This is a genomic window from Cobetia sp. cqz5-12, assembly GCF_016495405.1.
In the GTDB taxonomy this organism is placed as follows: Bacteria; Pseudomonadota; Gammaproteobacteria; order Pseudomonadales; family Halomonadaceae; genus Cobetia.
The window spans coordinates 2,601,251-2,617,043 of the sequence record NZ_CP044522.1 but is presented as its reverse complement, the minus strand read 5'-3'; the positions used below and the strand labels follow the sequence as shown (position 1 = coordinate 2,617,043).

Genomic DNA, 15,793 nt, shown 5'->3' with positions numbered 1-15,793 from the left:
GGTGCAACTATCGTGAGTACTAAAACTTTCTTGGTTACCGGTGGCGCCGGCTTCATCGGCTCTGCGGTCGTCCGTGAGCTGATTCGCTCAACTCAACATATCGTCATCAATCTGGATGCATTGACCTACGCCGGCAATCTCGAATCCTTGGCGGATGTCGCGGATTCTAAGCGATATCACTTCGTGCAGGCGGACATCTGCGATGGCGAGAAGATGAAAGCTGTTTTTGCAGAGTTACAGCCGGATATCGTGATGCACCTGGCGGCCGAGAGCCATGTGGATCGCTCCATCGATGGTCCGGCGGATTTCATCGAGACCAATATTGTCGGGACTTACCAGCTGCTGGAAGCGGCTCGTCAGTATTGGAAGGGCTTGAAGGAGTCGGATGCCGAGAAGGCTGCCGGCTTCCGCTTCCATCACATCTCTACCGATGAGGTGTATGGCGATCTGGAAGGGCCGGAAGATCTTTTTACCGAGACAACCGCCTATGCACCCAGCTCCCCTTACTCGGCCAGCAAGGCGAGCTCTGATCACCTCGTACGGGCCTGGCAGCGTACCTATGGCCTGCCGACGTTGGTGACCAACTGCTCCAACAACTATGGCCCGTTCCATTTCCCTGAGAAGCTCATCCCGCTGATGATTCTCAATGCTCTGGCGGGCAAGGCGTTGCCGGTCTACGGCGATGGCAAGCAGGTGCGTGACTGGCTGTACGTGGAAGATCATGCCCGTGCACTGATCAAGGTCGCGACTGAAGGCGAGATCGCCGAGACCTACAACATCGGTGGCCATAACGAGAAGCAGAACATCGAAGTCGTGAAGACATTGTGTTCCCTGCTGGAAGAACTGGTACCGCAGAAGCCGGCCGGCATTGCCAAGTATGAAGACCTGATCAAGTACGTGAGTGATCGTCCTGGCCACGATGTGCGTTATGCCATCGATGCCGCCAAGATCGAGCGTGAGCTGGGCTGGGTACCGCAGGAAACCTTCGAGACCGGTCTGCGCAAGACGGTCGAGTGGTACCTGGCGAATGAAAGCTGGTGGCAGCGTGTTCAGGACGGCAGCTATCGTGGTGAACGTCTGGGTACCGGGAGCTGATGATGACGACGTCCACACGCTTTGGCCGCATTCTGATTCTGGGTGGCAATGGCCAGGTCGGGTTCGAGTTGCAGCGCAGCTTCGCGCCCTTCGGTGAGGTGCGTGCTCCGCGCCGCAGTGAAGTCGATGCCAGCGATCTCGATGCTGTCGCTACATTCATTGACGCCTGGCAGCCCCAGTTGATCCTCAATGCGGCTGCCTGGACAGCAGTCGACAAGGCCGAGGAGGAGCGTGAAGGCGCCATGCGCCTCAATGCTGAATTGCCGGCCTTGCTGGCTGCCAAGGCGACTGCATTGGGTGCCAGCCTGGTGCATTACTCATCGGACTATGTGTACCCGGGCGATGGTGAGCAATTCTGGCAGGAAGATAGCGCGACTGCGCCGCTGTCCGTCTATGGCGAGAGCAAGCTGGCAGGTGATGAGGCCGTGTTGGCGAGCGGTTGCCGCCACCTGGTATTCCGTACCAGCTGGGTATATGCCGCGCGTGGCAACAACTTCATGAAGACGATGCTCAAGCTCGGTCGTGATCGTGATGCGCTGAACATCGTCAATGATCAGATCGGTGCGCCGACGCCGGCCCGCTTGATTGCACAGCTCAGCTGTGAAGCGCTGCGTCAGAACATCGACAACGGCCTGTACCATCTGGCCCCGCAGGGCACCACCAGCTGGCATGGCTTTGCCCAGTCCATCTTCCGCCTGGCGATCGAGCAGGGCGAAACCCTGGCGATCGACCCGGAAACCCTGGGTGGCATTCCAACGGCGGAATATCCTACTCCCGCTGCACGTCCGCTGAATTCGCGTCTTGCGCTGGCCAAGCTGGAGACGGCACTTGGCCTTCAACTGCCCGATTGGCAGTCCCAGTTGGCGCTGACGCTCAAGGAACATCTGGATCGCTGAGTTCGGCGTTCATGTGATATTGATAGACCATTCTCAGCGTGTGCCAGTCTGCGACACCTGATTTTCTCTGTGTAAAACGCTACACGTCGATACGACAAGGATTTTTGATATGGCGCGCAAGGGCATCATTCTCGCCGGTGGTTCCGGTACACGTCTGCATCCGATCACTCGTGGTGTTTCCAAGCAGCTGCTGCCTATCTATGACAAGCCGATGATCTTCTATCCGGTATCGGTACTGATGCTGGCCGGTATTCGCGAGATTCTGATCATCTCCACGCCGGAAGATCTCCCGCAGTACGAGAAGCTGCTGGGCAATGGCGAGCAGTATGGTCTGCGTCTGGAGTACGCTGTGCAGCCAAGCCCGGATGGCCTGGCACAGGCCTTCATCATCGGTGAGGAGTTCATCGGTGATGATTCGGTCTGCCTGGTGCTGGGTGACAACATCTTCCACGGTCAGCACTTCTCCGAGCAGCTCAAGCGTGCTGCCGATCAACCGAGTGGCGCGACGGTCTTCGGTTACCTCGTGCAGGACCCGGAGCGCTTCGGCGTGGTTGAATTCGATGAAGATGGCAAGGCCATGTCCATTGAAGAGAAGCCGCTGAAGCCCAAGTCTCCCTACGCAGTGACTGGCCTGTATTTCTACGACAACGATGTGGTCGAGATCGCCAAGGCCGTCGAACCATCCGAGCGCGGCGAGCTGGAAATCACCAGCGTCAACAATGCCTATCTGGAGCGTGGTGATCTGCGTGTCGAGCGACTGGGTCGTGGCTTCGCCTGGCTGGATACCGGTACCCATGACAGCCTGCTGGAAGCCGGCCAATATGTGCAGACCATCGAGCATCGTCAGGGCTTGAAGGTGGCATGTCTCGAGGAAATCGCCTGGACCAACGGCTGGATCAGCGACGAGCAGCTCGAAGAGCAGGGCACCGCACTCAAGAAGACCGGTTACGGCCAGTACCTGCTGAAGCGCCTGGATGACAAGCGCCGTGGCAACTACTGAGCTCGACACCTGAGCCAGGGTGCCGTGGCCGGGTACGCATGCAGTGAAGTCAATGCTGATGTACCCGCTTTCCCGCAGTCGTCGCCAACAAGGCGAGGGCTGCGGGAATTTTCATGGCGCGACCCCCACGCCTGCGCGCTATCGAGACTGAGCCTTGTCGTGCCCTGGGCCGGCAGGGCATCGAGTCCTGTGATTGTTGAAGTGATATCTGTCCCCTACAAGGAGCAATTCCCGCATGAATTTTGAAAAACTCGCCATCCCGGATGTCGTGCTGCTGACCCCGCAAAAGTTCGGTGACGAGCGCGGCTTCTTCATGGAGACCTTTCGCCAGAGCGAATTCGTCGAGCACTGCGGTGATTACACCTTCGTGCAGGACAACCACAGCAAATCCCGTCAGGGCATTCTGCGTGGCCTGCATTACCAGCTGAATCAGCCACAGGGCAAGCTGGTGCGTGTGACTCAGGGGGAAGTCTTCGATGTGGCCGTGGACATGCGCAAGAGCAGCCCGACGTTCGGTCAGTGGGTCGGCGCCCATCTGAGCGAAGACAATCAGCAGATGCTGTGGGTACCGCCGGGATTCGCCCATGGCTTCTATGTCATCAGCGAATCCGCGGAATTCCAGTACAAGTGCACGGATTATTACGCACCGGGGGATGAGTACTCACTGAAATGGAATGACACCAGCGTCGGGGTCGAATGGCCGCTGGTGAACGGCGAAGCGCCGCTGCTCTCGGGCAAGGATGAAGCCGGTGAATCTTTCGAGTCGGCCGCTGTCTTTGAATGACATGAAAGGCTTCATGCCAGTCAGGAAAATCTCCAGCTCGCAGGCTAATGGATTGGTGAAAAGATGAAGAATACTCGTCAGGCACTCAGGGAATTCGGTGCCAGTTTCATGGGGCCGGCCTTCCTGGTGTATGCAAAGGCAGTGGAAGCGCAAGGTGCGGGACGAGTACCGGTATGTCTGGCCCGTGAGGGCTGGTGCTTCGAGCGTCTTCTGACGCAGCTGCAGGCACGTAACCTGGTGACATTCGAGCACTCACCACGGTATCTCAAGGTCTCTCGTACGCTGCTGTTCCGGGCCAATCTCGGGGAAGCCTTCCTCTGGCCCCTGGCGCTTGGCAATGATTTCGAGGGCGGCATGCTGGACCTGATGCGCAAGCGTTTCGGCTTGCAGATGCATGAGGCCTTCAGCGTACTGCCAGCCGAACTGCTGCAGATGCACGTCAAGCTCCCAGAGCAGCAGGAAGATGTCGTCACATGGCTGACACCGCATCTCGAGCGATTGAAAGCGCTGGTAGCACCGACACGACAGGGCGTGATGGCCTATCTGAAGGCGCTGGGTCTGACCGAAGGGGCTGCGCCGGTCATGCTGGATCTGGGTTACTCCGGCACGATCCAGAAGCTGCTGACGCGCATGCTCCAGCGCGAGACCTTTGGTCTCTACTATGTGGCGACCAAGCCAGGCAAGTCCTTGCAGGGCGGGGCGACAGCCAATCTCGCCGGTGTCTTCCGTGAGGGCGTCAGCTGGGGCGACGGTTATCAGATGCTGGATCGCTCGTTGCTGTTCGAATCGCTGATGACGGCGCCGCATGGACAGGTGGTGGATGTCCGTCAGGACAGTGATGGTGGCTTCGAATTCTGCTATGGCCGCCAGGCGGCGACACAGCGTCACTTCCAAGACATGCAGGAAGTCTTCGATGGCGCCATCGAGCAGGTGGCGGAGTGGTTGGCGGCGGGGGTCAGCTTCACGCCGGAGGAGGTCGAGCAGATGTATGAAAACTTCGCGACACGACAGGGCGCCATTCCGCAATGCGCGTGGCACCTGTTCTTCGTTGACGATGACTTTTCGGGCAATGGCATCTTGAATCCGTTAGCCCTTTTCAACATCTGATCGAGAGTTTTCATGAACCCCCTCAATATCTTTATCAATCACAATTCTGCATCGCTTACCAAGACACAGCGTCGGGAATTCGAGCAAGCCGAAGCCCTGGGCCTGTTCGATGCCAGCTGGTATCAGCAGCGCTATGGTCAGAAATTCTCCTCGCCGGCACATGCCTTCAAGGATTATCTCCACAAGTCACGCTTCGCGCCGATTCACCCTTCACCGGCATTCGATGGGGAAAGCTACCATCGCATGTACATGGATGTGTTCTACGACCAGCAGAGCCCGCTGTTTCATTACCTGAAGAATGGCAAGCGTGAAGGGCGCCAGCACGTACCGCTGACACCCCGCTGGGTACCACAGAACCGCATGCCTCTGGATGTGACTCTCACCGAAGCAGCCAGCCAGTTAAAGATGGCGGTCTGTCTGCATGTCTTCTACGAGGATTTTCTGGAGCGCTTCGCCCATGCGCTGGATGACATGCCAATCCAGGTGGATGTCCTGTTGACGCTTGCCAAGGGGGTGAATGAATCCCTGGCACGCAAGACGTTCGAGAAGCATGCCTGTGTCAGACGTGTCGAGATTCGTCACGTGCCCAATCGTGGGCGCAACTTCGGGCCGCTGCTGGTCGAGTATGGCGATGTGCTTGCGCAGTATGACCTCTTCTGTCACCTGCACTCCAAGAAGTCACTGTATTCAGGACGGGAACAGACCCAATGGGCGGATTATCTGACGGAATTCCTGCTGAGTGACAAGTCCGTGGTCAAGCGGGCACTGAATGCCTTTGCGGAAGATGAGAGCCTGGGGGTCTATTACCCGACGACATTCTGGATGATGCCCAGCTGGGTGAATCACCAGACCATGAACAAGGGCTTCATGCGTGAGTGGCAGCAGGCGCTGGATATCGAGCACGTCAGCGACTTCCTGAGCTATCCCGCAGGCGGCATGTTCTGGGCCCGCCCACAGGCGCTTGAGGGCATCATCGGCAAGGGTTGGAAGTACGAAGACTTCCCCGATGAACCCCTGCCCAACGATGGCTCCAAGCTGCATGCCCTTGAACGCATTCTGGGCACTCAGGCCGAAAGTCTCGGGTATCGGCAGTTCTTCTATTACCCGTCCGGTGGGGAGTTCACGGTAGACCAGAGTTACATCACCGCGAGTTATCATGGCTCCATCGAGCAGCACATGCCGGCCATCCAGGCACATCAGATCATCAGCTTCGATGTCTTCGATACGCTGGTGCGTCGCGAGTTCACCGTACCGGACTATGCCAAGCTCAAGCTGGGCAAGTGGCTGGTGGAGCAGGGAATCGCCACCTCTGCCCATGATTTCGTGAAGACACGCAACGAGGCGGAGTTCACGCTGCGCAAGCGGGCCAACTTCCAGGGTGACATCCGGATCGACGCCATCTATGACGAACTGGCGGAGGTGTACGCGGTCAGCAAGGGCGTCGCCCAGGGCTGGATGCAGCGGGAATTCGAGCTGGATCTCGCGATGATCAAGCCCAAGGACGAGATGGTGGAGCTGTTCAATCATCTCGGCTCTGCAGGGCATGTGCTGTGGGTCATCTCCGATACCTACTACACGCGTGACCAGGTGGGCCTGATGCTGCGCAAGTCCGGTATCTCGGCGGCTTACCGTCTGATGGTGTCCAGCGAGGAAGGCAAGCGCAAGGACAGTGGCACCATGTGGGCGATGGTCAAGGAGGACCTAGCAGGTGAAGAGGGACGGCGCCATCTGCATATCGGTGACAATGTCGTGGCCGATGCACAGCGCCCTGGCGACATGGGCCTGGCGACCTTCCATATTCTTCATCCGATGGACAAGTGGCGCGCCCTCGGAATGCCGGACGTCCTGAGGGGCGATGAGGCACTTGATGAAGCCCAGATTCTGAAATGGGGCGCTCTGGTAAGCCAGATCGGCCGCAACCCGTTTATTGGTGAATGATGAAAAAAGACACACTGTACCTTCATGTCGGCTGGTCCAAGACGGGGACTTCTGCGGTTCAATCGCAGATTCAGGCGCAGCACGAGGATTTCCTGGCCAAGGGGATTCTCTACCCGCAATCGCTGCAATGGCCGGACCATTCCCACCATCCGTTCGCCTTGTCATTCAAGGGCAGTGGCGCCTATCAAAGTGACATGTCACCCGCAGAGGCCCTCGAGAAGCTGCGAGTCGAGATGCAGACCAGCCCGGCTCCCAGCGTGCTGCTGTCTTCCGAACTGTCGCCGATGTATTTCAACAATCCGCGCTTCAAGGAATTCGTCGCTGAGCACTTCGAGACGGTCAAGGTCATCTTCACGGTGCGCCCGCAGTCCGAATTGCTGCTGTCGCTGTTCAATCAGCTGGTGAAAGACCCCAACATTCGCTACGAGGCGTCTCTGTTCACCCTTGCCATGCGCAATGTGAGCTGGTTGAACTACTTGAATCACGTTCGTCAGTGGGAAAGGCACGTCGGCGGTGAGAACCTGTCCGTCATTCCCTATAGCCGCAAGGTGGTACAGGATTTCTTGGCATCTTTCGGCATCGAGTATCGTGCCGGTGCCAACCAGGCCGATGAGACCGCCATCATCAACCCCTCACTCCCGACACGTTGTCTGCCGCTGGTGCAGCGATTCGGCCGTGGCCAGATGGGCAATGCGGAATTTACTCGTCGCAGAGACAAGATCATCTCTCTCGCCAAGTCGCTGGATAGCGAACAGGACAAGCATGTGCTGTTCACGGTGGCGGAGCAGCAGGCCTTCGATGCCCACTTCAAGCAGGGCAATCAGAAGCTGATTGAATGGTTTGATCTGCCAGCCGAAAGCCTCAACAAGTCCGGCTATGAGCCGATCAAGGTGTTGCCAGCGGCAACTTTTACGCCGGGAGACCTGGCATGAAGCTGGTTCTTCATCCCGGTCATTCCAAGTGTGGTTCCACGACGATCCAGAAGGCGATCATCAAGAACCGCAAGCTGCTGGAATCGCATGGCTATGTCATCCCTGACCCGCAGATGCGTACCAATGGCGATGACGGTTTCAATCCCAACGGAGAGACGCCGCGTGCCTTCTTCCGTCATGCGATGGAGCAAAAGGACCTTGCACCACTGAAGGCCAGTCTCGCGCGGATCAAGAAGAAATACGGCCATACCTCAAAGACTGTCTTGATCAGTGCGGAGAATCTGGTCAATCAGCTGGGGTCGCCGTCTGGCTTGAATATCCATCGCCTGCTGCGTGATACCTTCGATAGTCATGAGGTGATCTACTACATTCGCCGCCAGGACCAGTTCATCATGTCCGCCTGGCAGCAGTGGGGCTACAAGAAAGGCCTGTCGCTGCAGGCCTTCGTTGATCAGGCCTTGAAGGGCAAGAATCCCAATTATCGTGTGATTGCCAGTGCCTTCAGCAATCTCTATGGCAAGGCGAATGTCACGGTGGTGCCATTGCTGCGCGATAGCCTGATAGAAGGTGATCTTGTCAGTGACTTCTTCGCACGCCTCGGGATTTCCACTGGTGTGCAGAAGCCGGCAGACTCCATCGACAACAAGAGTCTGAATCCGTATCTGTGTGAGGCGCTGTCGAAGGTCAATCATATCTTCCGTGACATTCATGATGAGAGCATCAAGCACAAGCTGGAAGAGCATGCTTCTGGTCATGCCGGCTTGTATCTCCGCGATGATGGTTATCTCTCGCATGAGTCAAGAGCGCGGATCCTCAACGAGTATTCGAAAGACAATCAGTTCATTTCTGACAACTTCGTGGGGAATGATGGCTGGTGTCATTATCAGAAGAAATCAGTGTCGCCTTCCTCTGCCTCCCTGTCTGAGGCTCTTGATGTCATGACGTTGACGTTTTCAAAAATTATGAGTAAGGATTGCTGACATGCTGAATGTGACATGGTGGAGAAGCCCGGAAGGGATGAATAACCTGGGTGATGAAATTACCTCTATCCTGCTGGAAAACCACTTTCAGGTTGAGCATTCCAAGACCAACATCTTCAATGCGGATGTGATCAGTACCGGAAGCATTCTCAACTGGGTCTACAACCGTGATGATTGGAAGCCAGGGCGTCGTCGTCTGGCTGTCGTGGGCTCAGGCCTGATGAAGCCTGTCGCCAATATCGAGAGGAAGAACAAGGCGAATGACTTCCTGGATATCCACTCCGTACGTGGCTATCTCACCAAGTCGCTTCTCGGGGCCAAGGGCAATGATGTCACCATCGGTGATCCCGGACTTCTGGCGTCTCTGCTCGTCACGACCAGACCGGCCAAGAAGGTCAAGTTCGGGCTGATTCCCCATCACTCCAAGGTGGATGATCAGGCGTTCATCGCCAAGTTCTCTCAACTGGGTGATGTGCGTGTGATCGACTTCAGAACCAACGATCACGATGCCATCTTCACGCAGATGCTGGAGTGCGAAATCATCCTCAGTCAGAGTCTGCATGGATTGATCTTCTCTGATTCCCTTGGCATCCCCAATGTCTGGATAGATGCCGGTACGCTGCATGGTGGTGGTGAGTTCAAGTTCTACGATTACTTCTCTTCCATCGGTCGTGATTTCTCCCGCAAGTTGAGTGTGGCGAATGCGCCGCTACAGGCCTCGATGATTCAGGACACTCAGGTGCATGAGCTGAGTCAGCTGACCTTGCGGGATATCCAGTCGGATATCATTGCCGCCTTCAATAAGGTGATGTGACACCTGTCTCCCTTCTGCGTGGTGAGGCGCCTTCCGTGATCATGGAGTACTAGTTATCTTGTTGAAGAAAACCTTGCGGACTGGCACGAGAGTGCCGGTCAATCACACTTTCAAGCACGATCACGCGCTCTTTTCCTTGACGCCAGAAGAGCATGAACCCCCCGTACATGTGTATCGCGGGAGCCAGGTCAGCGCCTGCCTGGAGAACCAGAAGGCGTTTCATGACGAGGGTAGCTTCGTCGATGGCATTTCCACTGCTCCCGGCAGGAAGAAGCTCTCCGCGAGAATGAAGGGGGAGCTTGAGCGCATTGACGGACGTATTCTGGATCTCGTGACCCCGGGCTCCAACCTCTATAGTCACTGGTTGTTGGACCTCCTTCCCAAGATCAAGATTCTGACGGAGGCGGGATATGATGTCGCCAATGATTTCGACAGAATCATCGTCAATTTCTATGGCAGTGCCTTCAAGCGTGAAAGCTTTCGTCTGTTGGGGATCGATGAGAGCAAGGTCTGGGATTACAGGACACATCCCAAGTATTTCATCGCGGATGAGCTGGTGACGGTGACGGCCCCCCGAACACGCCTGTATACCCCCACCTGGGTCGCTGATTTCGTCAATGATCTCTTCAGCCAGGGGGATGCGCAGGGCATGCCCTCCAAGGTGTACATCTCGCGTTCCAAGGGGAATACGCGGCGGATATTGAATGAAGCGGCCTTCATCGAGAAGATCTCGGCACTGGGGTACAAGACGTATTACTGTGAAGACCATTCCGTCGCCACAACGGCTGCCGTGATGCGCAACGCGACCCATGTCATAGCTCCCCACGGCGCGGGACTGGCCAATATCATCTTTTCTCGTCCTGGCACTCAGGTGCTTGAGCTGTATTGTGCACATCTTTCCCCGGAATTTTACAAGATGTCTCTCGCGCGCGGCCTTGATTATCGGGCCATGCAGATTCTTGGTGACAAGTCGCAGATAGTTGATGTTGCCAATATGGATTATGCCAATGACCGTGAATATTATCACTCAATGAACATGGTGATTGATTGTGAATTCGATATTTCAGGCCTTTGAGATATGAATACCCAGAGAGACACTCAATATCATGCTGTTTGTATAGCGAAGGATGAAGCTGCCTATTTGCATGAGTGGATATTTCATCACCTTCACTTTGGTTTTGACAGAATTTATGTCTATTTGAATAGAATTACAGATGACAGTATTTCAATAGCAAGATCTATCGCTGATGAGTACCCATCAGTTAATTTTGAAATAATCGATTGGATAGACTGGTGTCAACCCAGTGTAAGAAAGCATATTCAGGACATTGTATACTCTTATCATTTCTCAAAAGCGAAAAAAACAGATATTGATGTCTATACTCTTTATATAGATGCAGATGAGTATTGGACTCCTCTGGACTTTAAATCTACGATTCGAGAAGAACATTTGGCTATTGGCAAGCCGCAGATGGTTTCCTATGAATGGCTTTTGGAGAATGGTCATAACAAGCCTTTTTCATTATTGGGAGATACTCTTGCTTATCGTGAAAGTAGCTTGGTGAAAACACTCTACAAGAATTCGTTGACACCAAGATTATTTAGCGCGCACAAAGCAAGGATAAAAGGTGGTTATAAAGGAGTCATGGCGAACGGAAAACGATTTTCTGCACAGGACGAAAGAAGACAAGGAAGAGTCAGTTCAGAACAATCAGGACTGAAAAGAAGCTTCATTGTGCATAGAATAATGAAGTCAGAAATAGAATACTTATGCTCCCTCGTTCGTTCCAATCCAGATAGTGATTTATCGATCAAGATGAATCGGAATGGATATGTTGGTCAAAATCAAACTGGTGATGTGATCGAGTTCGATGCCTCTCTTGTGGATGCTTATCGACTGGCGCTTGCTCAATTTATCAGTGATTGTGGTCTCAGTAGCCTGATTGAACACGCTCGTATAAATTACCTGCACCAGAAATGCGTATTGTTGTTGAAGGTTTATCGGTTGGGTGATGAATACAGAGATAAATTGGAAAAGGTGTTCAGGAATATAAAAGACCCAGAAATGAAACTGTTGATGAAATATATTGATGATAAGTCAAAGAAAAAAACTGATAGAAAGCGCAGACTGTTTGAATATCTGCGGGATATTGCAGTAGGGGTCGAAGAAAAAGATATTGAGGTCGCACATTTCTTCATGACTGAGGCATTGAAACTTAACCCCAAAGGCCCATTCATGATCAAGAGAATGAAGCTTTATGAAGAGCGCCTTCATGCTTGACTCTATATTTATGAGTTTTAATTATGATTAAAAAGCTGATGAGAAAGGAGCGCGATAGTTGCTCTTCTGATTCCGAGACTATAACGCTCCACATAGGCTCACCGAAAGCGGGTTCTTCAGCTTTACAGAACTTCCTGTTGAGTTCGCGCAAGGTGCTCGAGAAACATGGCTTCTATTACCCGGAACACGGCATCGACAAGAATGGGGTATCAGGTGGGCATGGGCAATTGGGTGGCGCCCTGCGCGAGGGTGATCTTGAGGGCGCCCAGGCGTTGCTGGACAAGTGGCTGGCTCATGCACGCAAGAAGGGCTTGAAGCTGGTGCTTTCCTCGGAGTCTTTCTTCAATCAGGCTCAGGCGCTCCATACCCTGTTGCATGAGCATGCCCAGCTGGCTCCAGAGAACGTTCGTGTCGTTGCCTTCGTGCGTGCGCCGATCGATTACCTGATGGGTAACCACAATCAGGGCATCAAGCGTCATGGTGAAACGTGGCGTCTATCCAATCATCTGGCACCCGTGATGCGCAACGGAAAGCCCAGTCTTGCGGGGGTTCCACTGATCCAATGGGCAGATGCCTTCGGTGACGTCAATTGTCGTTTCTTGACCTACCGCAAACCCGAGGCCGACCAGCCACAGATCGAAGCGGTATTTCTGGAGGCACTGGGCCTGCAGGGGCCGGAGATCGCGAGATTGTTGCCTGAGCGCAAGATCACCAATCGTAGCTATGTCCGTTCGGCGCTCGAACTCAAGCGCGTATTGAATACGGTACTGGGAAAGTTGCCGCCCGAAATCGGCAGAGAGGTCGATTGGGCCTTGCAGGGATATTCTGACTTACATCCTGAGGAAGGCTCCCTCGGGAGTCAGGATATCCCCGAGACGCTGTACCAGGAGATCAACGCCATGTTTCTGGCGGCGATGGAGCCTGTCATGCAGCGCTTCGAGACGCTGGAGCGTGATGTGCTTTTCCCTCCACAGGCCCGCAGAAGCGCGCATTCTGCCGAGGAGAGAAATCCCTACCGGCCGCTGGCCTATCTCGAGGCCCAGTGTCCGCAAGAGCTGGAAGCCATCAAGCAGGAGGCAGTGACCCAATATCGCAATGGTCGTCAGGGGTATGCCTTTCTCAAGCTTCTGGACCTGTTGGGGCTCGACTTCGAGGAACCCGCCGCACAGACAGGCCTGAGCGCGCGTGCTCGCGGTATTATCGGCAGCAGCAAGATGAAGGAAGCTGACCGCCTCAGAGAGCTGGGGGCCTATTTTGAGCAGCAGGGGCTGCTGGACGATGCCCTGTTACTGCTGGAAAAGGCACTGGAGACTCGTCCCGGCGGCGGAAGCATCAAGAAGCTTCGGCGACGCATTGCCGACAAGCAGTCGGTGCTGGAACAGGTCAATGCCTCGGGCAGTGCGCCTGAAGACAACGCCTTTCAGTAGCGTCGCATCTCGAGGCTTCATGCGATGATTGATATCTCACCCGGTATCCCCGGGTGAGGTGTTACCTTGTCATCACCAGACAGCAGTCATGCCGTCACCTTTTACCCGTCATGGAAGAAAGCTTTGCCGATACCATCATTTCTGGAGGGGTCACAGCTACAATCCTCCACTGCAAAAGCCCCGACCTTTCTTTCGCTTCCCCTGCATATTCGTGTTCCTCGTTACCTGCGTATTGATCGAGATCTTGAGCCTCTGGAAGAGGGGGAGTGGCGCTCACTCTCCAGCACATCAGCCTTTTTCTGGGAAGGCCCAAAGCCGATACCCGGCTGGAACATGGTCGAGATTGACATGGAGCGCTCTATCACGGGCGCCGCTGCGGTCATCACTTTCCAGACTGACACGCGAATTCACACGGTAGAGCTGCCGCTGCGCGCGGGAAAGATCACCCGTCGCATGCTGCGTGTCCCACGCGGAGTCCGGCGTATTACTCTGTGCCCCATCAACGGGCGAGGGACTTTCCGGCTCAAGCATTTCAGACTGGTTTGGTTGACCCCCACCTTTGCCCGAGACCGTCTGATCCAGCGATTGGTCACGGCGCACCGACATTTCCGCGGCTTGCCAAAGCAGCAGGTCACCCGGGCTATCAAACAGGAAGTGCAGCAGACGGGGGAGCGCTGGTCAGTCGTGGCGCTTCGCCATTACGACAGTACCTTTATCAGTCTTTGCTCCAAGCACAATTACCAACAGTGGATCGACATGGTCGAATCACTGGGGCAAGGCCTCGTGAATGCGAAGGTGGCCGATCATATCGCGCCGGTGATCACCTCCGGCATGGTGTTCAGCCTTGGGATGATCGTCAATGAAGATATCGGCCGGGAAGCTTTCGGCGATAGCCTGACAAGCCTGATCGCGCAGACTCACCGACGTTGGCAGCTGGTGGTATCTGCCTCGGATACGGCCCTGAAGAAGCACGATTGGTTGGCTGCCTGCTGCGCGAGCGATGAGCGTATCACGTTACTGGCAGAGCCCGAGCAGGCCACTGGACGCTTCACGGATCCGCTGGCGGCTATCAGTAGAGCGGCAGTGGGTGACTGGGTCGGGTTGATGACGACGGGCGCCACCCTGTCTGCTGATGCGCTGACGTGCTTTGCGCGGCTGATGAAGGAAAAACCGCAGGCCGGTTTTCTGTATTGCGATGAAGACCGCATCGATGGCGACGGACATCGTCACTCACCGAACTTCAAGCCTGGCTGGAACCCGGATCTGCTGCTTTCCACACCGTATCTCGGGCATCTGGGGCTGTGGTCCCGTGAACAGTGGCAAGCCTGTCGAGGCTTTCTCGAGACAGAGGATATCCTGACGGCTACGACCACTGATCTCATCCATCTGTTGGCGCTGGAGATGATCGCGTCGACCCGCATGAGTCACCAGTCGCTGATATGGCGAGTGCCTCAGGTCCTCGTTCATGTGCCCGAGCGGCATCTTCTTCCGACAAAGACTTGCCCGGAGGATACCGGGACACGGCATCTGGCACGTGTCGGCGACTATCTCACCCGTCATGCTGTCACGGCAGTGGCCGAGCCTGGCAAGGTGCTGAAGGAGGCCAACGACGGAACCGGAGAAAATGTGCGCGTGCGATGGCGATTGCCGGAGTCACAGCCACTGGTCTCCTTGCTGGTGCCCACTCGGGATGGCGTCGAGATACTCAAGCCCTGTGTCGATGCCATCCTTGCGCAGACAGAATACCGACACTTCGAGTTGTTGATTCTCGACAATCAGAGCTGTTGTCCGAGGACACTTGAGTACATGCGTGACGTCGCCAGACGCGATGAACGTGTGCGCGTGCTGCGTTGGGATGCGCCGTTCAACTATTCTGCGATCAACAATTTCGGCGCCCGTGAGGCGCGCGGCGATATCATCGGTCTGGTCAACAATGATATCGAGCCGATGAATGGCGAATGGCTGACGGAAATGGTGTCGCAGGTATGCCGTCCGGACATCGGTTGTGTCGGTGCCAAGCTCTATTATCCCAATGGTACGATCCAGCACGCCGGGGTGATTCTAGGACTTGGCAGCATCGCCGGTCATGCGCATCGTTTCTTCCATCGTGAGGAGGATGGCTTCCAGGGACGGCTGAAATCGATCCAGAATCTGTCTGCAGTCACTGCTGCCTGCCTGCTGTTGCGTCGCTCGGTCTTCGAAGAGGTCAATGGCCTCAACGAGCAGCATCTGGCGGTTGCGTACAATGATGTGGATCTATGTCTCAAGGTGCGGGAGGCAGGCTACCGCAATCTCTGGACGCCCTATGCCGAGCTGTATCACCACGAGTCGATTTCACGCGGTGCGGATGACACACCCAGGAAACGTGCTCGCTGGCTGTCAGAGTGTGACTACATGCGCACTACCTGGGCGGAACAGCTGGACAATGATCCGGCCTATAACCCTAATCTGACGCTGGTGCATGAAGACTTCTCACTGCGTTGAGGTGTCTCACAGTTTGCGTCTGCCTGTTTTCAGAATTGCCGTTTCACAAGGAATG

General features: G+C 55.3%; 13 protein-coding genes. All 13 read left to right on the top strand.

Annotation, left to right across the window (positions count from 1 at the left end; genetic code table 11):
• The first annotated feature begins 12 nt into the window (after positions 1 to 12).
• The 13 genes from rfbB (at position 13) to F8A90_RS10885 (ending at position 15,738) form a co-directional block, all read left to right on the top strand.
• Positions 13 to 1,095, top strand: coding sequence for a dTDP-glucose 4,6-dehydratase (rfbB, locus tag F8A90_RS10945; protein ID WP_233593286.1), 1,083 nt, complete (start codon positions 13 to 15; stop codon positions 1,093 to 1,095).
• A 2-nt stretch (positions 1,096 to 1,097) separates the two neighbouring features.
• Positions 1,098 to 1,991 carry a dTDP-4-dehydrorhamnose reductase gene (gene rfbD / locus F8A90_RS10940; RefSeq protein ID WP_200017162.1) on the top strand — a complete coding sequence of 298 codons (894 nt, stop codon included), beginning with the start codon at positions 1,098 to 1,100 and terminating at the stop codon, positions 1,989 to 1,991.
• A 109-nt stretch (positions 1,992 to 2,100) separates the two neighbouring features.
• On the top strand, positions 2,101 to 2,991 hold the full coding sequence (rfbA, locus tag F8A90_RS10935; RefSeq protein ID WP_200017161.1) for a glucose-1-phosphate thymidylyltransferase RfbA: 891 nt from the start codon (positions 2,101 to 2,103) through the stop codon (positions 2,989 to 2,991).
• Between the two features lie 235 nt (positions 2,992 to 3,226).
• A complete protein-coding gene (gene rfbC / locus F8A90_RS10930; protein ID WP_200017160.1) occupies positions 3,227 to 3,775 on the top strand; it encodes a dTDP-4-dehydrorhamnose 3,5-epimerase in 549 nt (182 codons plus the stop codon).
• Between the two features lie 63 nt (positions 3,776 to 3,838).
• A complete protein-coding gene (locus F8A90_RS10925) occupies positions 3,839 to 4,882 on the top strand; it encodes a hypothetical protein (RefSeq protein ID WP_200017159.1) in 1,044 nt (347 codons plus the stop codon).
• 12 nt (positions 4,883 to 4,894) lie between these two features.
• Entirely contained in the window at positions 4,895 to 6,820 is a 1,926-nt protein-coding gene (locus tag F8A90_RS10920) for a rhamnan synthesis F family protein (RefSeq protein WP_200017158.1), read from the top strand.
• On the top strand, positions 6,820 to 7,752 hold the full coding sequence (locus F8A90_RS10915) for a hypothetical protein (RefSeq protein ID WP_200017157.1): 933 nt from the start codon (positions 6,820 to 6,822) through the stop codon (positions 7,750 to 7,752). The genes F8A90_RS10920 and F8A90_RS10915 overlap by 1 nt, the downstream gene beginning before the upstream one ends.
• Entirely contained in the window at positions 7,749 to 8,732 is a 984-nt protein-coding gene (locus F8A90_RS10910; protein WP_200017156.1) for a hypothetical protein, read from the top strand. Before F8A90_RS10915 ends, F8A90_RS10910 begins: the two co-directional genes overlap by 4 nt.
• Position 8,733: 1 nt before the next feature.
• Positions 8,734 to 9,546 (top strand): polysaccharide pyruvyl transferase family protein, encoded by an 813-nt coding sequence (locus F8A90_RS10905; RefSeq protein WP_200017155.1) that lies wholly within the window; start codon positions 8,734 to 8,736, stop codon positions 9,544 to 9,546.
• A 58-nt stretch (positions 9,547 to 9,604) separates the two neighbouring features.
• Entirely contained in the window at positions 9,605 to 10,621 is a 1,017-nt protein-coding gene (locus F8A90_RS10900; RefSeq protein ID WP_200017154.1) for a glycosyltransferase family 61 protein, read from the top strand.
• Between the two features lie 3 nt (positions 10,622 to 10,624).
• A complete protein-coding gene (locus tag F8A90_RS10895) occupies positions 10,625 to 11,827 on the top strand; it encodes a glycosyltransferase family 2 protein (RefSeq protein WP_200017153.1) in 1,203 nt (400 codons plus the stop codon).
• A gap of 137 nt (positions 11,828 to 11,964) precedes the next feature.
• Positions 11,965 to 13,254, top strand: coding sequence for a hypothetical protein (locus tag F8A90_RS10890; protein WP_200017152.1), 1,290 nt, complete (start codon positions 11,965 to 11,967; stop codon positions 13,252 to 13,254).
• A 66-nt stretch (positions 13,255 to 13,320) separates the two neighbouring features.
• Positions 13,321 to 15,738: a glycosyltransferase family 2 protein gene (locus tag F8A90_RS10885; RefSeq protein WP_200017151.1), complete on the top strand. Its 2,418-nt coding sequence runs from the start codon at positions 13,321 to 13,323 to the stop codon at positions 15,736 to 15,738.
• Positions 15,739 to 15,793: the final 55 nt, after the last annotated feature.